This is a genomic window from Pseudoxanthomonas jiangsuensis (assembly GCF_010093185.1).
In the GTDB taxonomy this organism is placed as follows: domain Bacteria; phylum Pseudomonadota; class Gammaproteobacteria; order Xanthomonadales; family Xanthomonadaceae; genus Pseudoxanthomonas; species Pseudoxanthomonas jiangsuensis.
This window is the reverse complement of the sequence record NZ_PDWL01000021.1, coordinates 28,707-47,459: the sequence shown is the minus strand read 5'-3', so window position 1 is coordinate 47,459 and position 18,753 is coordinate 28,707. Positions and strand designations below refer to the sequence as shown.

At 73.4% G+C, this 18,753-nt stretch carries 21 protein-coding genes; 8 read left to right on the top strand and 13 right to left on the bottom strand.

Going from position 1 to position 18,753, the window contains the following annotated elements:
* Nucleotides 1–3: 3 nt before the first annotated feature.
* The 10 genes from cls to CSC62_RS12945 form a co-directional block, all read right to left on the bottom strand.
* Nucleotides 4–1,419 carry a cardiolipin synthase gene (cls, locus tag CSC62_RS12990; RefSeq protein ID WP_162407078.1) on the bottom strand — a complete coding sequence of 472 codons (1,416 nt, stop codon included), beginning with the start codon at nt 1,417–1,419 and terminating at the stop codon, nt 4–6.
* A gap of 126 nt (nt 1,420–1,545) precedes the next feature.
* Nucleotides 1,546–1,710 carry a 50S ribosomal protein L33 gene (gene rpmG, locus CSC62_RS12985; RefSeq protein WP_036191471.1) on the bottom strand — a complete coding sequence of 55 codons (165 nt, stop codon included), beginning with the start codon at nt 1,708–1,710 and terminating at the stop codon, nt 1,546–1,548.
* Nucleotides 1,711–1,723: 13 nt separating this feature from the next.
* Nucleotides 1,724–1,960, bottom strand: a complete 237-nt coding sequence (gene rpmB, locus CSC62_RS12980) for a 50S ribosomal protein L28 (RefSeq protein ID WP_019398348.1) — start codon at nt 1,958–1,960, stop codon at nt 1,724–1,726.
* 227 nt (nt 1,961–2,187) lie between these two features.
* Nucleotides 2,188–2,529, bottom strand: coding sequence for a lipid-A-disaccharide synthase N-terminal domain-containing protein (locus CSC62_RS12975; protein WP_162407076.1), 342 nt, complete (start codon nt 2,527–2,529; stop codon nt 2,188–2,190).
* Nucleotide 2,530: 1 nt separating this feature from the next.
* Nucleotides 2,531–3,253, bottom strand: coding sequence for a glycosyltransferase family 2 protein (locus CSC62_RS12970; protein WP_162407074.1), 723 nt, complete (start codon nt 3,251–3,253; stop codon nt 2,531–2,533).
* A 32-nt stretch (nt 3,254–3,285) separates the two neighbouring features.
* Complete coding sequence (locus tag CSC62_RS12965) at nt 3,286–4,251, bottom strand: NAD-dependent epimerase/dehydratase family protein (RefSeq protein ID WP_162407072.1); 966 nt, start codon at nt 4,249–4,251, stop codon at nt 3,286–3,288.
* A 94-nt stretch (nt 4,252–4,345) separates the two neighbouring features.
* Entirely contained in the window at nt 4,346–5,266 is a 921-nt protein-coding gene (locus CSC62_RS12960; RefSeq protein ID WP_162407070.1) for a ParB/RepB/Spo0J family partition protein, read from the bottom strand.
* Entirely contained in the window at nt 5,266–6,078 is an 813-nt protein-coding gene (locus CSC62_RS12955; protein WP_162407068.1) for a ParA family protein, read from the bottom strand. The genes CSC62_RS12960 and CSC62_RS12955 overlap by 1 nt, the downstream gene beginning before the upstream one ends.
* Nucleotides 6,079–6,136: 58 nt before the next feature.
* Entirely contained in the window at nt 6,137–6,775 is a 639-nt protein-coding gene (gene rsmG / locus CSC62_RS12950; RefSeq protein ID WP_162407066.1) for a 16S rRNA (guanine(527)-N(7))-methyltransferase RsmG, read from the bottom strand.
* Nucleotides 6,776–6,821: 46 nt separating this feature from the next.
* Nucleotides 6,822–7,454, bottom strand: a complete 633-nt coding sequence (locus CSC62_RS12945) for a 4'-phosphopantetheinyl transferase family protein (protein ID WP_162407064.1) — start codon at nt 7,452–7,454, stop codon at nt 6,822–6,824.
* A gap of 93 nt (nt 7,455–7,547) precedes the next feature.
* Between CSC62_RS12945 and CSC62_RS12940 the strand changes: the two genes are divergently transcribed.
* A complete protein-coding gene (locus tag CSC62_RS12940) occupies nt 7,548–7,799 on the top strand; it encodes a GlsB/YeaQ/YmgE family stress response membrane protein (RefSeq protein ID WP_162407062.1) in 252 nt (83 codons plus the stop codon).
* 93 nt (nt 7,800–7,892) lie between these two features.
* Here the strand turns inward: CSC62_RS12940 and xth are convergent, their stop codons facing one another.
* The gene (gene xth, locus CSC62_RS12935; RefSeq protein WP_162407060.1) at nt 7,893–8,663 is read right to left on the bottom strand and encodes an exodeoxyribonuclease III; all 771 of its coding nucleotides are present in this window, start codon (nt 8,661–8,663) and stop codon (nt 7,893–7,895) included.
* 214 nt (nt 8,664–8,877) lie between these two features.
* Between xth and CSC62_RS12930 the strand changes: the two genes are divergently transcribed.
* Nucleotides 8,878–10,866, top strand: a complete 1,989-nt coding sequence (locus tag CSC62_RS12930; protein WP_162407058.1) for a putative bifunctional diguanylate cyclase/phosphodiesterase — start codon at nt 8,878–8,880, stop codon at nt 10,864–10,866.
* A gap of 40 nt (nt 10,867–10,906) precedes the next feature.
* Here CSC62_RS12930 and CSC62_RS12925 read toward each other — a convergent pair whose 3' ends face one another.
* Nucleotides 10,907–12,340, bottom strand: coding sequence for an aldehyde dehydrogenase family protein (locus CSC62_RS12925; protein WP_162407056.1), 1,434 nt, complete (start codon nt 12,338–12,340; stop codon nt 10,907–10,909).
* A 39-nt stretch (nt 12,341–12,379) separates the two neighbouring features.
* Between CSC62_RS12925 and CSC62_RS12920 the strand changes: the two genes are divergently transcribed.
* Complete coding sequence (locus CSC62_RS12920) at nt 12,380–12,919, top strand: gamma carbonic anhydrase family protein (RefSeq protein ID WP_162407054.1); 540 nt, start codon at nt 12,380–12,382, stop codon at nt 12,917–12,919.
* Here CSC62_RS12920 and CSC62_RS12915 read toward each other — a convergent pair.
* Nucleotides 12,898–13,200, bottom strand: coding sequence for a YkgJ family cysteine cluster protein (locus tag CSC62_RS12915; RefSeq protein ID WP_162407052.1), 303 nt, complete (start codon nt 13,198–13,200; stop codon nt 12,898–12,900). The genes CSC62_RS12920 and CSC62_RS12915 overlap by 22 nt on opposite strands.
* Before the next feature lie 184 nt (nt 13,201–13,384).
* Between CSC62_RS12915 and CSC62_RS12910 the strand changes: the two genes are divergently transcribed.
* From CSC62_RS12910 to CSC62_RS12890, 5 genes are read left to right on the top strand one after another with little or no spacing between them, the layout of a single operon-like run.
* On the top strand, nt 13,385–14,065 hold the full coding sequence (locus CSC62_RS12910) for an RDD family protein (RefSeq protein ID WP_162407050.1): 681 nt from the start codon (nt 13,385–13,387) through the stop codon (nt 14,063–14,065).
* Nucleotides 14,062–15,069 (top strand): stage II sporulation protein M, encoded by a 1,008-nt coding sequence (locus CSC62_RS12905; RefSeq protein WP_162407048.1) that lies wholly within the window; start codon nt 14,062–14,064, stop codon nt 15,067–15,069. The genes CSC62_RS12910 and CSC62_RS12905 overlap by 4 nt, the downstream gene beginning before the upstream one ends.
* Complete coding sequence (locus CSC62_RS12900; RefSeq protein WP_162407046.1) at nt 15,059–16,588, top strand: DUF4129 domain-containing protein; 1,530 nt, start codon at nt 15,059–15,061, stop codon at nt 16,586–16,588. The genes CSC62_RS12905 and CSC62_RS12900 overlap by 11 nt, the downstream gene beginning before the upstream one ends.
* Nucleotides 16,585–17,721, top strand: coding sequence for a DUF4350 domain-containing protein (locus CSC62_RS12895; RefSeq protein ID WP_162407044.1), 1,137 nt, complete (start codon nt 16,585–16,587; stop codon nt 17,719–17,721). The genes CSC62_RS12900 and CSC62_RS12895 overlap by 4 nt, the downstream gene beginning before the upstream one ends.
* Entirely contained in the window at nt 17,718–18,722 is a 1,005-nt protein-coding gene (locus CSC62_RS12890; protein WP_162407042.1) for an AAA family ATPase, read from the top strand. Before CSC62_RS12895 ends, CSC62_RS12890 begins: the two co-directional genes overlap by 4 nt.
* The last annotated feature ends 31 nt before the right edge of the window (nt 18,723–18,753 follow it).

Sequence of the window (18,753 nt, the reverse complement as noted above, 5' to 3'; positions counted from 1 at the left end):
CGGCTACATGAACGAATCGGCCAGCCGCGCCAGGCCTTCCAGGCTGCGCCGCCACGGCGCGCGCCGGCGCCATGCCGCCAGCTGGACCTGTTCGGCATCGGCCAGGTAGTCGGCCTCGATCGCGCGCATCCGCGCGACCACGCCGCGGTCGTAGCACAGCAGGCCCGCCTCGGCGTTGAGGGCGAAGGAGCGGATGTCCAGGTTGATCGAGCCGACCAGGGCGACCGCGTCGTCCACGCTCAGGTGCTTGGCGTGCAGGAAGCGCGGCCGGTACAGCGCGATCCGGACCCCGGCCTGGAGCAGTTCCTCGTAGTAGGAGTGCTGCGCCCAGGCGGTCAGGCGCTGGTTGTTGCTGGCCGACAGGATCAGCTGCACCTCCACCCCGGAGAGCGCGGCGATCCGCAGGGCGCTGAGGGTGGCGTCGTCGGGCACGAAGTACGGGGTGACCAGCACCAGCCGGTGCTGGGCCAGGTGGATCAGGGCGTTGACCGTGTCGCGGGCGTTGGCGAAGGGATAGGCCGGGCCGCTGGGCAGCAGCTGCACGGCCACGTCCTCGTCGTGTACGGGCCTTTGCGGCGAGACTTCCAGCTGCTGTCCGGTCTCCAGGTACCAGTCGCTGGCGAACACCGCCTCCAGGTGCGAGACCGCCGGCCCGCGCACCCGCGCGACCAGCTCGCGGTTGGGGTGGCCGGGCACGAACCGGGCGTCGGCCAGGTTCTGCGAGCCGATGTGGCCGACGTGGTCGTCGATCACCGCGATCTTGCGGTGGTTGCGCAGGTCCATGCGCCCGCTGCGGCGCCAGCGCAGGCCACCGGGCAGCATCGGGTGGACCTCCACCCCGGCCGCGCGCAGGCGCCGGGCGAAGGCGCGGTAGCCGCGCTTGGCGCCGACCGCGTCCAGCAGCAGCCGGCAGCGCACCCCGCGCCCGGCGGCCCGGACCAAGGCATCGGCCACCGCCGCGCCGACCGCGTCGTCGAACATCAGGTAGTAGAGCAGGTGCACGCGCTCGCGCGCGGCGTCGATGTCGGCCAGCAGGGCGGCCAGCGAGCCGTCGTAGTCGTCCAGCAGCTCCACCGCGTTGCCGCGCACCGGCATGAACGCGCCCAGGCGCTCGACCAAAGGCGCCGTCTCGGCGGCCGGGCCGGTGGCCGGGGGCCGCCAGCGCAGGGCCTTCTGCGGCAGCTGCCCGGCGCGGATCGCCTGCGAGGCCCGGGCCTGGCGCAGGACCCGCTCGCGCGACAGCCAGGGGTGGCCGAACAGCAGGTACAGCGGCAGCCCGAGCAGGGGCACGAAGCCCACCAGCAGCAGCCAGCTGCGCGCGGCCGCCGGCGCGCTGCGGCTGGGGATCCACCACAAGGCCGCCAGCCGGATCAGCCAGTCCAGGGCGAGCAGGGCGGTGCCGGGGGACCAGTCCGTCATGGCAGGCGGAGGCGGTGGGGATGGGGCGATTCTGGGGTGCGGCCCCCCATGGCGCAAAGGCACGGTGGCGCGCAAAGAAAAAGCCCGCCATGCGGCGGGCTTCTCCATTCCGGAAGGCGACCGGGATTACTTGATCTTGCCTTCCTTGTAGATCACGTGCTTGCGAACGACGGGATCGTACTTCTTGATCTCCATCTTGTTCGGCGTGTTCTTCTTGTTCTTGTCGGTGGTGTAGAAGTGGCCGGTGTTGGCCGAGGAGATCAGGCGGATCTTGTCGCGCTTGGAAGCCATGGTCGATTACTCCTCAGATCTTCTCGCCACGCGCGCGCAGCTCGGCCAGGACGGCGTCGATGCCGTTCTTGTCGATGGTGCGCAGGGCAGCGGTGGAAACGCGCAGCTTCACCCAACGGTTCTCGGAGGCCACCCAGAAGCGGCGCTCGTGCAGGTTGGGGAGGAAACGGCGGCGGGTCTTGTTGTTTGCGTGCGAGACGTTGTTGCCGGTCTGCACGCCCTTGCCGGTAACTTGGCAAACGCGGGACATACGCACCTCGAAAGGTCTGGTGTCGCCCATAGCCCGGGAGACGGCGGCCCCGCGGCGCGTCCCTCGCTCTGGAAAGGCAGGGGGCGGGCCGTACGCGATGCGGGAAGGGGTTCGATGCCGTGGCGGCCCCGGATCGCGCTCCCGGGCCGCCGATCCGGACGGGCCGGACGCAGCGAGCCGCGCATTATGCCGGGGCAAGTGACTGATTGCAACCGGGTTCCCGCCGGTCAGGCTGGCGCCTTGTCCCGCTTCCAGCCGCGGTGCCGGATGTCCAGGTGCAGGCTGTAGAGGGCGGTGAAGGCCGGGAACAGGTTCTGCAGCACGCCTACCGAGTCCTGCTTGGCCGAGAACAGGAAGTAGCTCAGGGTCATCAGGCTGCCGAGCACGCTCATGTACCAGAACAGGCGCGGGATCACCGGCTTGCCGGCCCGGCGCGAGGCCACGAACTGGACCAGCCAGCGACCGCCGAACATCAGCGCGCCGATGTAGCCGATCAGCTTCCAGCCGGTGACGTGCAGCCCGGTCCAGTACAGCCAGGTCAGCGGCTGGTCGAGCCAGTGCAGTTCCACCTCAGCGCTCCTGCACCGCGGTGCGGCGGCTGCGCGCGATCAGCCAGGCCACCCCGCGCAGGTCGCGGATGCCGACCAGGGCCCGGCCGAGGTTGTTGTACTTGGACACCCCGGCGGTGCGCTGGCGGTGGTTGACCGGCACGCTCACCGTCTTGAAGCCCGCGCGCTGGACCAGCGCCGGCAGGTAGCGGTGCATGTGGTCGAAGTAGGGCAGGTCCAGGAACACCTCGCGCTCGAACAGCTTGATCCCGCAGCCGGTGTCCGGGGTGTCGTCGCGCAGCATGCGCGCGCGGATGCGGTTGGCCCAGCGGCTGGCCCAGCGCTTGGAGCCGGAATCCTGGCGGTCCACCCGCCAGCCGGCGAACAGCTTCACCTCCGGCGCGGCGGCGTCGCGCGCGGCCAGCAGCTTCGGGATGTCGGCCGGGTCGTTCTGGCCGTCGCCGTCCAGGGTGGCGATCCAGGCGCCGCGCGCGGCCTTGGCGCCGTTGCGCACGGCGGTGCTCTGCCCGCTCTGGGCGACGTGGTGCAGGACCCGCAGCTCGGGCACCTGCGCCTTCAGGCCCTCGAGCACGGCCAGCGAGTCGTCGCGCGAATGGTCGTCGACGTAGACGATCTCGAACGCGATCCGCCCGCGCAGGGCGGCGACGATCTCGGCGACCAGCGGGGCGATGTTGTCGCGTTCGTTGAACACCGGGACGACGACGGAAAGCTCGGGTGGGGACATGGCGTCGCGGGGAAAAGGAAGGAAAGGGTTGATCAGGCGGCGTCGCCGAAGTAGTCGCGGCACCAGGCCACCACCGGCGGCAGGCCGTCCTCGATCGCGGTGCGCGGCTCGAAGCCGAAGGCGGCCTTCGCGCGCGCGGTGTCGGCCATGGTCTCGACCATGTCGCCCGGCTGCATCGGCCTGTAGACCTTCTGCGCCGGGCGGCCGGCGGCCCGCTCGATCACGCCGATGAAATGCTCCAGCTCCACCGGGGTGTGGTTGCCGAGGTTGAACACCCGGTGCGGCACCGCCTCGTCCGAAGGGTGGTCCAGCGCACCGAGCACGCCGGCGACGATGTCGGACACGTGGGTGAAGTCGCGCCGCATCCGTCCTTGGTTGAACACCTCGATCGGGCGCCCGGCCAGGACCGCGCGCGAGAACAGCAAAGGCGCCATGTCCGGCCGGCCCCAGGCGCCGTAGACGGTGAAGAAGCGCAGGCCGGTGGCGCGCAGGCCGTAAAGCTGGGCGTAGGTGTAGGCCATCAGCTCGTTGGCGGCCTTGGTCGCCGCGTACAGCGAGCGCGGCCGGTCGATCCGCTGGTCCTCGGAGAACGGCGGGGTGGCCGAGTCGCCGTAGACCGAACTGCTGGAGGCGTAGGCCAGGTGCCGCACGCCGCGGTGCCGGCACAGCTCGAGGATGTTGACGAAGCCGTCGAGGTTGCTGGCGACGTAGGCGTGCGGGTTCTGCAGCGAATAGCGCACCCCCGCCTGGGCGGCGAGGTGGACGACGTACTCGGGCCGCACCTCGTCGAACAGCGCGGCCAGGCCGTCGCGGTCGGTCAGGTCCAGGCGGCGGATGTCGACGCCCGGGCACAGCGCGGCGACCCGGTCGCGCTTGATCTGCGGGTCGTAGTAGTCGTTGTAGCTGTCCAGGCCGACGACGCGCTCGCCGCGCGCAGCCAGGGCCTGGCAGGTGTAGGCGCCGATGAAGCCGGCGGCGCCGGTGACGAGCACGGTCATGGGGGAGCCCGGGTCAGGTGCCGGCATTGTCGCAAGCGCCGGGTGAACAAGGAATTGCGCGGAAGCGGGTCCGGCGTAAGCCGGAACGGGAGGATCAGCCCTGCCGGCTGCGCAGCCGTTCCAGCACTCCGTCCAGGGTGTCCAGGTCGGTGTAGTGGATCACCAGCCGGCCCTTGCCGCCCTTGCCGTGGGCGATGGCGACCTTGGCCCCGAGCGATTCGGACAGCTCGGTCTCCAGCGAGGCGATGTCCGGCTGCTGCGCGCGCGCGCCCTTGGCCTTGCGCGCGGCATTGCCGCTCACCGGCACCTTGCCGGCGGCGAACTGCTGGGCGCGGTGCTCGACCTCGCGCACCGACCAGCCGTGCTCGGCGGCCTCGGAGGCCAGCCGGCTGGCCAACTCCGGCGACAGGGTCAGCAGGGCGCGGGCATGGCCCATCTCCAGCCGCCGGGCTTCGACCAGGGCGCGGATCGCCGGCGGCAGGTCGAGCAGGCGCAGCAGGTTGGACACCGCCGCGCGCGAGCGGCCGACCGCGGCGGCGGCCTCGGCGTGGGTCAGGGCGAACTCGTCGATCAGCCTTTGCAGCGCCTGGGCCTCTTCCAGCGGGTTGAGGTCCTCGCGCTGGATGTTCTCGATCAGGGCCATGGCGATGACCGTGCGGTCGTCCAGCTCGCGCAGGACCACCGGCACCTCGGCCAGCCCGGCCAGCTGCGAGGCGCGCCAGCGGCGCTCGCCGGCGACGATCTCGTAGCGGTCCTTGCCGATCTCGCGCACGACAATCGGCTGGATCACGCCCTGGGCCTGGATCGAGGCCGACAGTTCGTCGAGCTTGGCCGGGTCCATGTCCCGGCGCGGCTGGTACTTGCCCGGCTGCAGCTGGGCCACCGGCAAGGTGCGCAGGACGTCGCCCGGCTGCGGCTGCTCGACCTGGGCCGGGGCGGTGGCCGCGGCGGCGCCCTTGGGGCCGAGCAGGGCCTCCAGGCCGCGGCCGAGGCCGCGCTTCTTGGCCGTGCTCATCAGGCCACCTCCGCCGGGTCGGCGTGGCGCGCCGGGCCGCGCTCGCGTTCGTGCTGGCGGCGGATCACCTCGCCGGCCAGGCCGAGATAGGCGACGCTGCCGCGCGAGGCGCGGTCGTAGCCGACGATGCTCTGGCCGTAGCTGGGCGCCTCGGCCAGGCGCACGTTGCGCGGCACGATGGTGCGGAACACCTTGTCGCCGAAATGCTCGGTCAGCTGCGCCGAGACCGCGTTGGCCAGGTTGTTGCGCACGTCGAACATGGTCCGCAGCACCCCTTCGACCTCCAGCACCGGATTGACCTGGGCGCGCAGCGCCTCGATGGTGTCCAGCAGGGCGCTGAGGCCTTCCAGCGCGTAGTACTCGCACTGCATCGGCACGATCACCGAATCGGCCGCGGCCAGGGCGTTCAGGGTCAGCAGCGACAAGGCCGGCGGGCAGTCGACGATGATGAAGTCGTAGTCGTCGCGCAAAGGATCGAGCGCGGCCTTGAGCTTCTGCTCGCGGCCTTCGGCGTCCATCAGCTGGATCTCGGCGGCGGTCAGCTCGATGTTGCCGGGCAAAAGGTCGAAGTCCTCGGCGGTGCGGACCACGGTGGCGCGCGCGTCGCGCTCGCCCAGCAGGACGTCGCAGGTCGAGGCCTCCAGCTCGCGCTTGTCCACCCCGCTGCCCATGGTCGCGTTGCCCTGGGCGTCCAGGTCCACCAGCAGGACCCGCTTGGGCGCGCGCGCCAGCGCGGCGGCCAGGTTGACGGCCGTGGTGGTCTTGCCGACGCCGCCTTTCTGGTTGGCGATGGCGATGATGCGTGCGGCCATGCGGGATGCCTTGTGGGACGGGGACGTGCGGGGTCCGGAACGGGCCATTATGCGGATTTCACCCCGCCCGGCCCACCTCGACCAGGTGGCGCTGCGCGCCCAGTCCGGGCACGGCCAGGGCATGGACGGCCAGGGCGGTCCAGCCCGGCGGCAGGGCGGCGATCTCATCCACCGGGTCGATGCCCTTCATCGCCAGCAGCCGGCCGGAGGGCGAAAGCAGGTGGCCGCCGACCTCCAGGATCCCGGCCAGGGTGTCCAGGGCGCGGGCGGTGATCTGGGCGTAGGCGCCGGGTTCGGCCACCGCCTCGGCGCGGGATTCGGCCACCCGGGCGTTGCCCAGGCCGAGCTGGCGCACCGCCTCGCGCAGGAAGCGGGCCTTCTTGCCGTTGCTCTCGACCAGGGTCACCTGCAGGTCCGGGCGGACGATCGCCAGCGGGATCCCGGGCAGGCCGGGACCGGTGCCCAGGTCGGCCAGGGCGCCGGGCTGGACGTAGGGATGCATGGCCAGCGAGTCGAGCAGGTGGCGGGTGACCATCTCCTCGGGGTCGCGGATGGCGGTGAGGTTGTAGGTGCGGTTCCAGCGCGAGAGCAGGGCCAGGTAGGCCAGCAGCGGCTCGGCCAGGGCGGCGTCCAGGCCGAGCGCGTCCAGGCCGGCGTCCAGGCGCGGGCGCAGGGAGTCGGGGAAGGGGGTGTCCATGGCGGCCAGTATCGCCGATGGCGCGACCGGGCCAGGGAAGCGGTCGTCAGCGATCCGCCGGCCAGGCCGAACGCGGGTGCCAGGCCACGGCGGCCTGGTAGCCGGGCTGCGGGATCCATTCGCGCAGCTGCCAGGTCCGCGGGTCGCCCAGCGCGGGGTCGCAGGCCAGCAGGCGCAGGGGTGCGTCGGGATCGCCGTCTTCGCCGCCCAGCTCCAGCCGGTGCAGGCCGAAGGCCAGGCCGCGGCCGTGGGCCTTGAGCACGGCTTCCTTGGCGCACCACAGGCGCACGAACGCGGTTTCGCGCCGCTCCGGGGCCAGGGCGGCCAGGCGCTCGGCCTCGGCCGGGGCGAAGAAGCGCCGCGCCAGCTCCAGCGCGCGCGGGCGCGGACGCTGGCGCTCCAGGTCCACGCCGAGGGTGACGCCTTCGCCCAGGGCCAGCAGCAGCTGGTCGCCGCTGTGGCTCCAGCCGGCGTCGCGGTCGTCGAAGGGGGCCAGCAGGCGCGGCCGGCCGTGGGCGTCGCGCGCCAGCGGCAGGCCGTCGTCGTCCGGGCGCTGCAGCCAGTCGGCCAGCAGGCCGCGCACCTGCGGTTCGCCGCGCAGGCCGGGCACGTGCGGCAGCGCCTGCACCTGCACCGGGCCGAAGCGCCAGCGGTCGGGGGGCGAGGACTGGATATTCATGGATATACGGCCGCTTCACGCCGGCGCGCGTCTGATGGCCGCGAACGCCCCGGATGGCGGGGCGACCGGTACGGACCTGAGGAGACGGACGTCATGGGCATCATCATCTGGTTGATCGTGGGCGGCATCGTCGGCTGGCTGGCCAGCCTGATCATGCGCCGCGACGCGCAGCAGGGCATCCTGCTCAACATCGTGGTCGGCATCGTCGGTGCGGTCCTGGCCGGCTGGCTGTTCGGCGGCGGCATCAACGAGGCGATCACGATCCGCACCTTCCTGTTCTCGATCATCGGCGCGGTGATCCTGCTGGCGATCGTCAACCTGTTCACCCGCGGCCGGGTGCGCTGAGCCGACGCCGCACGATGGGGAAGCGAGGGCCCGGCCGATGCCGGGCCTTCGTCTTTGCCGGCGCCCGCCCGCAGGAAGTGCCGGCGGCGACGGTCAGCCGGCCAGCTCGATCCAGGCCGGCGCATGGTCGCTGGGCCGTTCCCAGGTGCGCGGTTCGCGGTCGATCCCGGCGGCGGCCACCTGCGGGCGCAGGGCCTCGGACACCAGGGTCAGGTCGATCCGCAGGCCCAGGTCGCGGCGGAAGCCGGCCTGGCGGTAGTCCCACCAGCTGAACACTCCGCCGTCCTGGTGCAGCAGGCGATAGCCGTCGTGCAGGCCCAGTTCGAGCAGCCCGCGCAGGGCGGCGCGTTCGGCCGCCGAGGTGAGGATGTGGCCCTCGTTCCAGACCGCCGGGTCGTGCACGTCGCGGTCGTCCGGGGCGATGTTGAAGTCGCCCATCACCACCAGCTTCGGATGGGCGCGGGCCTCGGCCTCCAGCCAGGCGCGGACCGCCGCCAGCCATTCCAGCTTGAACGCGTACTTCTCGGTGCCCACGTCCTGGCCGTTGACCACGTACAGGTTGACGATCCGCAGGTCGCCGACGGTGGCGCTGATCGCGCGCCGGTGCTCGTGCTCGAAGCCGGGCACGCCGACCAGCACGTCGCGCGGCACCTCGCGGGCCAGGATCGCCACCCCGTTGTAGGTCTTCTGCCCGGAGAACACGCTGCGGTAGCCGAGTTCGGCCAGGGCCGCGTCGGGGAACCTGTGGTCCTCCAGCTTGGTTTCCTGCAGGCCGACGATGTCCGGGGCGAAGCCGCACAGCCACTGCTCCAGGTGGGGCAGGCGGACGTTGAGCGAATTGACGTTCCAGCTGGCGATGCGCATGGCGGGGCGGACGGAGGCGGGCCGCTGATTCTATCGGTCCGGCCGGCCCCGGGCCGGCGACGGCGGCGACCCCGGGATCCGGCGCGCCGCCCGGCGCCCGCAGGCGCTACAGTGCCGGGGCATCACGGCCGCGGGGCCTGCAGTTCCCCCGGTCCGAACCGCTAACGATGTTGGGGGGGCTCAGAGGCGGAGCATGGAAGGACTGGATCCACAGGTGGGTCTGGCACTGGCGGCGTTGCCGTTGCCGGTGCTGCTGCTGCGCGCCGACGGCCGGGTCCTGGACGTCAACCCCGCCTGCGCCGAACGCTTCGCCGCCGCCCGCGAGCGCTGGCCCGGGCGGCCGCTGGCCGAACTGCTGCAGATCCCGGACCTGGACGAACTGCTGGCCGGCGCCGTGGCCGGCGGCCACATCGACTGCGAGGCCCGCCTGCACTGCAGCGGGATCGCCCAGCACGTCGGCTTCCCGATGCAGCTGAGCCTGCGCGTGCTCGCCGAGGGCGGGCCGTTGCTGCTGAGCCTGCAGGACCTGACCCGCGAGCGCCACCTGGAGCGGATCCTGATGGACGCGCAGGCGCGCGCCGGGGTCGGCAGCTGGCACGTGGACCTGCACAGCTGGCGCTCGCAGCTCACCCCGGAGGCCTACCGCATCTACGGCATCGCCGAGGACGAGACCGTGGACGTGGCCCGCTTCCTCAGCTGTGTCCATCCGGACGACATCGAGCACGTGCGCGGGGTCTGGAACCGCGCCCTGGCCGGCGACGCCTTCGCCCTGGAACACCGGGTGCTGGTCGGCGGCCAGGTGCGCTGGGTCGAGGCCCGCGGCCAGCTGGAGACCGACGGCGAAGGCCATGCGGTGCGCATGATCGGCTCGGTCCTGGACATCACCCGGCACAAGCAGGCCGAGGAGAGCATCCGCCAGCTGATCCACTACGACCCGCTGACCCGGCTGCCGAACCGCAACATGGCCCGGCTGCAGCTGGAGCGCCTGCTGGCCGCCGCCCGGGCGGCCCAGGTCGGGGTGCTGATGCTGGACCTGGACCGCTTCAAGGAGATCAACGACAGCGACGGCCACGATGCCGGCGACGCCGCCCTGGTGCAGGTGGCCGCCACCCTGCGGCCTCTGCTGCGCGGCGAGGCGACCCTGGCGCGGGTGGGCGGCGACGAGTTCATGGCGATCCTGCCGGATACCGGGATCGAGGGCGCGGTGGCCGTGGCCGAGCACCTGCTGCAGGCGCTGGACCAGCCGCTGGAACTGGGCGGGCGCGCCTTCTTCCCGCGCGCCAGCATAGGCGTCGCGGTCTCGCCGGAGGACGGCGAGGAGCCGGCCGAGCTGATCCGCCACGCCGAGATCGCAATGTACGAGGCCAAGTCCGCCGGCGGCCACGGCTACGGCATGTACCGGCGGCAGATGAGCGCGACCGTGCAGCGCCGCATCCGCCTGGCCACGAGGCTGGAGGCGGCCGTGCGCAGCGGCCAGCTGGCCCTGCACTACCAGCCCAAGGTCGACCTGGGCACCCGCGGACTGGTCGGGGTCGAGGCGCTGGCGCGCTGGTACGACCTGGAGCTGGGCTGGGTCAGCCCGAGCGAGTTCATCCCGCTGGCCGAGGAGCGCGGCCTGATCGGCCCGCTTGGCGACTGGGCCCTGGGCCGCGCCGCCCAGGACTACCGGCGCTGGTCGCGGCGCGGCCCTTTGCCGTGGCGGATGGCGGTGAACGTGTCGGCCCGGCAGCTGGCCCAGGGCGGTTTCGCCGAGCGCGCCGAGGCGGTGGTGCGCCAGGCCGGAGCGACCCCGGCGGACATCGAGCTGGAGCTGACCGAGACGGCGATGGCCGGCGATCCGCAGCTGGCCTGCGCCATGGCCGACCGCCTGGCCGACGCCGGCTTCGCCCTGACCCTGGACGACTTCGGCACCGGCTATTCCTCCTTGTCCCAGCTCAACCGATTCCGCCTGGAGAAGCTCAAGATCGACCTGAGCTTCGTCCAGGGCGTGCTCGAGCGCCCGGGCTACCAGGCGATCGTCCGCGCGGTGGTGGGCATGGCCAAGGCGATGGAACTGGTGGTGGTGGCCGAGGGCATCGAGACCGCCGCGCAGGCCGCCTGCCTGCGCGCGCTGGGCTGCGACCAGGGCCAGGGCTTTCTGTACGGCAAGCCGATGCCGGCCGACGATTTCGCCCGCGAGTGGCTGCGCGGCGGCCCGGGCTGAGCGCGCGGCGGAGACCCGCCTTCGCGCCCGCGCAGGACGCTCAGCGCAGCAGCCAGCCGATCAGCTTCCCGATCCGCGCATAGGGCGGGCGCAACAGGTCGGTGGCGCTGCGCCGCGGCTGCCACAGCACTGGCAGGGCCTTGGACATCGCGTCGAAGCCGGCGCGGCCGTGGTAGGCGCCCATGCCGCTGGCGCCGACCCCGCCGAACGGCAGATTCTCGGCGGCGAAGTGCAGCAGGGTGTCGTTGACGGTGACCCCGCCGGCCACGGTACCGGCCAGGATCGCCTCGACCGCGGCGCGGTCGAGGCTGAAGGGATACAGCGCCAGCGGCCGCTCGCGCGCGGCGACGAAGGCGATCGCCTGGTCGAGCGTATCCACGCACACCAGCGGCAGCACCGGGCCGAAGATCTCCTCGCGCATCAGCGCGATGTCGTCCGGCGGATCGAGCACCAGCACCGGCGCGAACAGCCGCCGCGCCGGGTCGTGGCCGGCGGCCAGCGGCAGCACCTCGCAGCCGCGCGCGCGGGCCTCGTCCAGGCCGCCTTGCAGGCGCGCGAACTGGGCGTCGTTGACGATCCGGGTCCAGTCCGGCGCCGCGCCGTCGAGGCTGCCGTAGCGCGCCGCGACCTGCGCGCGCAAGGCGTCCACCAGCGCGTCGCGACGCCCGCGCCCGACCAGCAGCACGTAGTCCGGGGCGATGCAGGTCTGGCCGGCGTTGAACCATTTGCCGGTGGCCAGGCGCGCGGCGGCGCGCTCCAGCGGATAGTCGGCGCAGACGATCGCCGGCGACTTGCCGCCCAGCTCCAGGGTCAGCGGGGTCAGGTTCGGCGCGGCGGCGGCCATCACCTTGCGCCCGACCGCGGTGGACCCGGTGAACACCAGGTGGTCCAGCGGCAGCGCGGCGAACGCGGCGGCGACCTCCGCGCCGCCTTCGGCCACCGCCACCCGATCCGGCGGGAACACTTCGGCCAGCAGTTCGCGCAGGAAGGCCGCGGTGCGCGGGGTGTGCTCGGACGGCTTGAGGAAGACGTGGTTGCCGGCGGCGATCGCGGTGGCCAGCGGGATCAGCGCCAGGTTGACCGGGTAGTTCCACGGCGAGATCACCCCGACCACGCCCAGCGGCACCTGCCGCAGCTGCGCCCGCGCTGGCCACAGCCGCCAGCCGGCGCCGACCCGGCGCGGCCGCATCCAGCCGCGCAGGTGGCGCAGCAGGTGGTCGATCGCGGCCAGCACGGTCATGCCGTCGGCCAGCAGGCTCTCGTGGCGCGAGCGGTGGCCGAAATCGGCGGCGATCGCGTCGGCCATCCGCGGCAGCCGCGCCTTCAGCGCGGCGCGCAGGCGGCGCAGGTCGTCGCGGCGCTGGGCGTGGTCCGGGCGTTGCACCTGCCACGCGTCGCGCAGGCGGGCGAGCGCGGGCTCCAGGCCGGCCGCAGCAGCGTCGGCGGTCGCCGGGGGAACATTGGGTTCGGGCATGGGCCGACTATAGCGGTGTGCGGCCGATACAATCGGCCGATGCAGAACCTGCGACCCTTCCTCGACAAGCGCCCGGTGCTGGGCGAACGCGTGTACGTCGATCCGGCCGCCAGCGTGATCGGCGAGGTCGAGCTCGGCGATGACGTCTCGGTCTGGCCGGGCACGGTGATCCGCGGCGACGTCAACTTCGTCCGCATCGGCGCCCGCAGCAACCTCCAGGACGGCACCATCGTCCACGTCAGCCACGAGAGCCCGTACAACAAGGGCGGCTACCCGACCCTGGTCGGGCAGGGCGTGACCGTCGGCCACGGCACCATCATCCACGCCTGCACCATCGGCGATCATTGCCTGATCGGCATGGGCGCCTGCGTCCTGGACGGCGCGGTGATCGAGGACGAGGCCTTCATCGGCGCCGGCGCGGTGGTCGGCCCGGGCAAGCGGGTGCCACGCGGGGAACTGTGGGTCGGCAACCCGGCGCGGCCGGCGCGTGCGCTCAGCGCCAAGGACATCGAGGGCCTGCACTACTCGGCCGACCACTACGTGCGGCTCAAGGACCGCTACCTGGGCATGGGGGCCTGAGCCGGCGCGGTCGCCGCCTCCAGCGCCGCCAGGATCGCCATCGCCTCGCCGCGGCTGGCGCCGCACATCTCCGGTCCGGGCCTGAGCGAGGCGCAGAACGCGGGCCGCTCCGGGCGGCCGAACAGGCGGCAGCGCAGGTCCGCGTCCAGCTGTACGCAGGCCGTCCCGGCCGGCTTGCCCTGCGGCATGCCCGGGATCGGCGAGGTGATCGACGGCGCCGTACAGCACGCGGCGCAGCCGCCGCGGCAGGCGAAGGAAGGGTTGGCGGAAGGCGCGCTCACCGCGCCAGTGTAGGCGCCACCCCCGCCGGATCGCCCGCCCGCGCCTACCCAAGCCCGCCCCTGGCCGCTACAGTCGCGCGGGGAAAGGAGCGGGGACCGCATGCCGCCACAGGCAGCCCGCCGGCAGGAGCGCCGGCCCACATCCGGCACGGACGCGCACGCGCCATCGCAGGCGCCGCCGGCCATGCTCGACACCTATCGCGAGGTGGTCACGCCCGAGGGCGTGGCCCTGCACCTGCCGGCCGCCGGCCCGGTGCCACGGGCGCTGGCCTGGGGCATCGACTTCGCCGTGCGCCTGGGCGTGCTGATGATCCTGTCGATGGTGCTGGCGCTGCTCGGCCGGCTCGGCCAGGGCCTGTACCTGGTGGCGCTGTTCCTGGTGTTCTGGGCCTATCCGATCGTGTTCGAGGTGCTCTGGCGTGGGCAGACCCCGGGCAAGCGCGTGCTCGGCCTGCGGGTGGTCGCCGGCGACGGCGCGCCGGTGGGCTGGCTGCCGGCGATCGTGCGCAACCTGCTGCGCAGCGTGGACATGCTGCCGTTCGGCTATGCCGCCGGGCTGGTGGCCTGCCTGTGCGACCGCGACAGCCGCCGCCTCGGCGACCTGGTCGCCGACACCGTGGTGGTGCACGTGCCGGCGCGGCTCGCGCACGCGCCGGTGCCGGGGGTGCCGGCGCTGGCGCCGGGGCAGCCCCTGCGTTCGGACGAGCAGGCGGCGATCGTGGCCTTCGGCGAGCGCGCGCCCAAGCTTGTGCCGGCGCGCCAGGCCGAACTGGCCGGGCTGCTGCAGCCGCTGACCGATGCGACCGGGATGGAAGGCGTGCGCCGCCTGTTCGGCATCGCCAACGGCCTGCTGGGGCGGCGATGAGGCAGGAGCAGTTCGTCGCCCGCCACCAGGCCGAATGGGAGGCGTTCGAGCAGTGGCTGCAGCGCCGTGGCGGCGGTCCCGGGCGTTCGCGCACCGCCGGAACCGGTGCAGTGCCCGACGAGGAGATGCCGGCCCGCTACCGGCGCCTGTGCCAGCAGCTGGCGCTGGCCCGCCGCCGCGGCTACAGCCCGCCGTTGGTCGAGCGCCTGCAGCAGCTGATGCAGGGCGGCCACGCGGTGCTGTACCGGGCGCCGCCGCCGCGCTGGAAGCGCGCGCTCGAGTTCCTGGTCGCCGGCTTCCCGCAACTGGTGCGCCAGCAGGCGGGGGTGATGTGGGCCTCGACGGCGCTGTTCGCTTTGCCGCTGGTGGGGTTGTTCGCCCTGCTGCAGTGGAAGCCGGAACTGGTCCACCACGTGCTGGACCCGATGACCCTCGCCCAGATGGAACGGATGTACGACCCGGCCGATCCGCGCCAGGCGCTGGGCCGCGACAGCGGCAGCGACTGGCAGATGTTCGGCCACTACGTCATGAACAACATCAGCATCGGCCTGCGCACCTTCGCCGGCGGGCTGCTGGCCGGGGTGGGCACGATCGTGGTGCTGATCGCCAACGGCGTGACCATCGGCGCGGTCGCCGGGCACCTGCAGGCGATCGGCTCGGGCGATCCGTTCTGGCGCTTCGTCGCCGGGCACGCGGCGCTGGAGCTGACCGCGATCGTGATCGCCGGCGGCGCCGGCCTGCGCCTGGGCCTGGACCTGGTCGCGCCCGGCCGCCGCCGCCGCCGCGACGCCCTGGTCCAGGCCGGGCGGATCGGCGCGCGGCTGTGCCTGGGGGTGGCGGTGATGCTGCTGCTGGCGGCGTTCGTCGAGGCGTTCTGGTCCTCGACCCAGTCGATCCCGGCCTGGATCAAGTTCAGTGTGGCCGGGCTGCTGTGGCTGGCGGTGCTGGGCTGGCTGTGGCGCGGCGGCCACGGCCGCGCGGCGGAGGACGCCGATGCGGCCTGAGGACCTGCAGGTCAACCTGCGCCCGCGCTCGTCCTGGGAGGCGATGGAGCTGGGCACCGCGCTTTTGCGCCGGCATGCGGGCGCAGTGTGGCGGCCGTGGCTGCTGGCTTTGCTGCCGCTGTTCGCCGCGCTCAACGCGCTGGCGTGGGCGCTGGGCCAGCCGTGGCTGGCCTGGCTGGCGCTGTGGTGGCTGAAGCCGGCGCTGGAGCGGATCGTGCTGTACGTGCTGTCGCGCGCGGTGTTCGGCCAGGCGCCGGGGGCGCTGGCCGCCCTGCGCGCGCAGTGGCGCTTCGCCCGGCCGATGCTGGGCGGCTACCTGTCGTGGCGGCGGCTGGGCCCGGCGCGGTCGCTGCTGATGCCGGTGGACCTGCTGGAGGGCAGCCAGGGCGCGCAGCGCGGCATGCGCCGGCGGGTGGTCGCCGGGCCGGTGTACATGCAGGCGGCCCTGCTGACCGTGGTCTGCGCGCATTTCGAGCTGGCCTTGCTGCTGGGCTGCATCGCCGCGGTGTTCCTGTTCGTCCCGGCCGAGCAGTTGCCCGGCTCGCTGCAGTCGTTCTGGGGCCTGCTGCAGGACGGCCCGCCGCGGTGGCTGGACCTGTGCTTCAACGTCGCCGCCGCGGCGGCGCTGGCGGTGGTCGGGCCGTTCTACGTCGCCGCCGGCTTCGGCATGTACCTCAACCGCCGCAGCGAGAGCGAGGCCTGGGACGTGGAGCTGGCGTTCCGGCGCCTGCGCGAGCGCCTGCTGGCGCGCGCCGCGCCGTTGCTGGTGGTGTTCGCCATCGGCCTGGCCGCGCTGGTAGCGCCGCCGGTGCAGGCGCAGGACGGCCAAGCGGAAGCCGAAGACGTCCCGACCCTGCCGGTCGTGTTCGGCCGCGAGCTGCAGGACGACGCCGGTTTCCGTCGCGCCGCCGCCAAGGCCTACGAGGATCCGCTGATCGGCGGCAAGCGCACGCTGGTGGAGTGGAAGCCGAAGCACCCGGCCACGCCGAAGGAGCGCAGCGTCGAACGCCCGGCCTGGCTGGACGCGCTCGCCGGCCTGGTCGCGCTGGGTGCCGAATGGGGGCTGTGGATCCTGCTCGGCGCGGTGCTGCTGGTGCTGGCGTTCACCGCGCGCCACTGGCTGCCCTGGCTGCGCGGCACCGGCCGCGCGGCGCGGCGCAAGGCGCCGGCCGCCGCCCAGGTGGACGAACTGGCGCTGCCGGAGACCCTGCCCGACGACATCCCCTCCGCCGCGCGCCGGCTGTGGAGCGAGGGCCGCCAGCGCGCCGCCCTGGCCCTGCTGTACCGCGCCAGCGTCGAGGCCATGGCCGCGCGCACCGGCGCCGCCCTGCCGCCGGGCGCGACCGAGGCGCAGTGCCTGCGCGCCTCGCGCCAGCTGCCGGGCGAGGAGGCGCGCGGCTTGTTCGCGCGCATGGTCAAGGTCTGGCAGTACGCGGCCTATGCCGGGCGCCTGCCCGACGACGCCGGCTTCGAAACCCTGCTGCAGCAGTCGCAGGCGCAGTGGGCGTGGACGCCATGAGCGCGGCTTGGCGCTGGCGGCTGGTCGGGCTGGGCGCGCTGGTGGGCGCGGTCCTGCTCGCGGTCCTGGTCGCCTGGTTCCTGCACACCCACGAGCGGGTCGAGCGCGAGCTGCCGCTGCCGCCGCAGGGCGAAGCGGCGGTCAATCCGCTCTATGCCCTGCGCCAGGCCCTGCGCGCCGACGGCATTGAGGCGCAGACGCGGCAGGCCCTGCAGCCGGAACGCTTCGCCGACGCGCCGGGCGACACCGTTCTGCTGTACGGCGATCCCTCGGCAATAGCAATTCGCGACGTCAACGCCGTGCTGGCCTGGGTGGCGCGCGGCGGCCACCTGCTGGTGCGCACGCCGCCGCCGGGCCTGGACGGCGACGACGTCCCGCCGCCCCTGCTGCGCCGGCTCGGGATCGGCGGCGAGCTGCGCTCGACACGCTGCGAAACCCTGCTGGTCGAAGGCGAGGAGAGCCACGTCGAGTTCTGCCGCGGCCGCCGCTTCGAACTCGACGAAGCCGCGCGCGTGCGCCTGCGCTGGGGCGACGAAGAGCACGGCTACGCCTGGGCGCGGCTGGCCCATGGCCGCGGCAGCGTCGACGTGGCCGCCGACTTCGACTTCCTCGACAACGAGGCGCTGGACGAGGTCCCGCACCAGGCCCTGGCGCGGCAGCTGCTGGCGCCCAACTACGGCCGCGGCCAGGTGCACCTGGTGCATTCGCCGCGCGCGGTGTCGCTGTGGCGCGAGCTGCTGCGCCGCGGCTGGCCGGTGTGGCTGCCGCTGGCGCTCGCCCTGGCGGCGTGGCTGTGGCGGCGCGGCCAGCGCTTCGGCCCGTGGCTGCCGTCGCCGGCGGCGGACCGGCGCTCGCTGCTCGAGCACGTGCGCGCCAGCGGCGAACTGCTGTACCGCTACGGCCAGGCGCCCGCGCTGCACGCCGCCGCGCGCCAGGCCTTCCTCGCCCGCCTGCAGCGCCGCGACCCGGCCGCCGCGGCGCTGGCCGGCGACGCCCGCATCGCCGCCATTGCCCAGCGCCTGGAGCTGCCGCACATGACCGTGCGCGACGCACTCACCGCCCCCGAACCCCGCGACCGCCACGCCTTCTTCGCCCGCGTGCGCACCCTGATCCAGATGAGGAACCGGCTATGACCGACACCGCCCACCCCACCGCCACCGCGCTTGCCCCGATCACCGGCGAGGCCCTGGCCGAGCGTGCCGCCGCCGTCCGCGACGAGGTCGCCAAGGCCTTCATCGGCCAGGACGAGGTGCTCAACCAGATCCTGGTCGCCCTGCTGGCCGGTGGCCACGTCCTGATCGAGGGCGTGCCCGGGCTGGGCAAGACCCTGCTGGTGCGCGCGCTGGGCCAGGCTTTGGCGCTGGACTGGGGCCGGGTCCAGTTCACCCCGGACCTGATGCCCAGCGACGTCAGCGGCCACGCGGTGTACGACCCCAAGACCGAGAGCTTCAAGATCCGCCGCGGCCCGGTGTTCACCAACCTTCTGCTGGCCGACGAGATCAACCGCGCCCCGGCCAAGACCCAGTCGGCCTTGCTGGAGGTGATGCAGGAAGGACAGGTGACGATCGAGGGCAAGTCGTTCGCCCTGCCGCCGCCGTTCATGGCCCTGGCCACCCAGAACCCGGTCGAGCAGGAGGGCACCTATCCCTTGCCGGAAGCGCAGCTGGACCGTTTCCTGCTGAAGGTGCTGATCGGCTATCCGCGCCAGGAGGACGAGGTGCGGATGGTGGCGCAGGTGACCGCCGGCCGCGGCGGCGGTGGCGACTTCGAGCTGTCGCAGGTGCGGTGCGTGGTCGGCGCCGCCGAACTGGTGGCGATGCAGCAGGGCACCGCCCAGGTGACGGTGGACGCGGCGGTGATCGACTACGCGGTGCGCATTGTCGCCGCGACCCGGCAGTGGCCGGGCATCGCCCTCGGGGCGGGCCCGCGCGGCAGCATCGCCCTGGTCCGCGCCGCGCGGGCGCAGGCGGTGCTGGGTGGGCGCGACTTCGCCACCCCCGACGACGTGCGCACGGTGGCCACGCCCGCCTTGCGCCACCGCATCGCCCTGGCGCCGGAACTGCAGATCGACGGCCAGTCGCCGGACGACGTGCTGCGCGCCCTGCTGGCGCGGGTCGAGGCGCCGCGGCAGTGAGTGGCGCGCGTTCGTTGGCCCGCCGCACCGG

Excerpts from the sequence above, each read along its gene's own strand:
- cls (WP_162407078.1), bottom strand. The coding sequence starts at position 1,419 with ATGACGGACTGGTCCCCCGGCACCGCCCTGCTCGCCCTGGACTGGCTG.
- rpmG (WP_036191471.1), bottom strand. The coding sequence starts at position 1,710 with ATGGCTTCCAAGCGCGACAAGATCCGCCTGATCTCCTCGGCCAACACC.
- rpmB (WP_019398348.1), bottom strand. The coding sequence starts at position 1,960 with ATGTCCCGCGTTTGCCAAGTTACCGGCAAGGGCGTGCAGACCGGCAAC.
- CSC62_RS12970 (WP_162407074.1), bottom strand. The coding sequence starts at position 3,253 with ATGTCCCCACCCGAGCTTTCCGTCGTCGTCCCGGTGTTCAACGAACGC.
- CSC62_RS12965 (WP_162407072.1), bottom strand. The coding sequence starts at position 4,251 with ATGACCGTGCTCGTCACCGGCGCCGCCGGCTTCATCGGCGCCTACACC.
- CSC62_RS12960 (WP_162407070.1), bottom strand. The coding sequence starts at position 5,266 with ATGAGCACGGCCAAGAAGCGCGGCCTCGGCCGCGGCCTGGAGGCCCTG.
- CSC62_RS12955 (WP_162407068.1), bottom strand. The coding sequence starts at position 6,078 with ATGGCCGCACGCATCATCGCCATCGCCAACCAGAAAGGCGGCGTCGGC.
- rsmG (WP_162407066.1), bottom strand. The coding sequence starts at position 6,775 with ATGGACACCCCCTTCCCCGACTCCCTGCGCCCGCGCCTGGACGCCGGC.
- CSC62_RS12945 (WP_162407064.1), bottom strand. The coding sequence starts at position 7,454 with ATGAATATCCAGTCCTCGCCCCCCGACCGCTGGCGCTTCGGCCCGGTG.
- CSC62_RS12940 (WP_162407062.1), top strand. The coding sequence starts at position 7,548 with ATGGGCATCATCATCTGGTTGATCGTGGGCGGCATCGTCGGCTGGCTG.
- xth (WP_162407060.1), bottom strand. The coding sequence starts at position 8,663 with ATGCGCATCGCCAGCTGGAACGTCAATTCGCTCAACGTCCGCCTGCCC.
- CSC62_RS12925 (WP_162407056.1), bottom strand. The coding sequence starts at position 12,340 with ATGCCCGAACCCAATGTTCCCCCGGCGACCGCCGACGCTGCTGCGGCC.
- CSC62_RS12920 (WP_162407054.1), top strand. The coding sequence starts at position 12,380 with ATGCAGAACCTGCGACCCTTCCTCGACAAGCGCCCGGTGCTGGGCGAA.
- CSC62_RS12910 (WP_162407050.1), top strand. The coding sequence starts at position 13,385 with ATGCTCGACACCTATCGCGAGGTGGTCACGCCCGAGGGCGTGGCCCTG.
- CSC62_RS12905 (WP_162407048.1), top strand. The coding sequence starts at position 14,062 with ATGAGGCAGGAGCAGTTCGTCGCCCGCCACCAGGCCGAATGGGAGGCG.
- CSC62_RS12900 (WP_162407046.1), top strand. The coding sequence starts at position 15,059 with ATGCGGCCTGAGGACCTGCAGGTCAACCTGCGCCCGCGCTCGTCCTGG.
- CSC62_RS12895 (WP_162407044.1), top strand. The coding sequence starts at position 16,585 with ATGAGCGCGGCTTGGCGCTGGCGGCTGGTCGGGCTGGGCGCGCTGGTG.
- CSC62_RS12890 (WP_162407042.1), top strand. The coding sequence starts at position 17,718 with ATGACCGACACCGCCCACCCCACCGCCACCGCGCTTGCCCCGATCACC.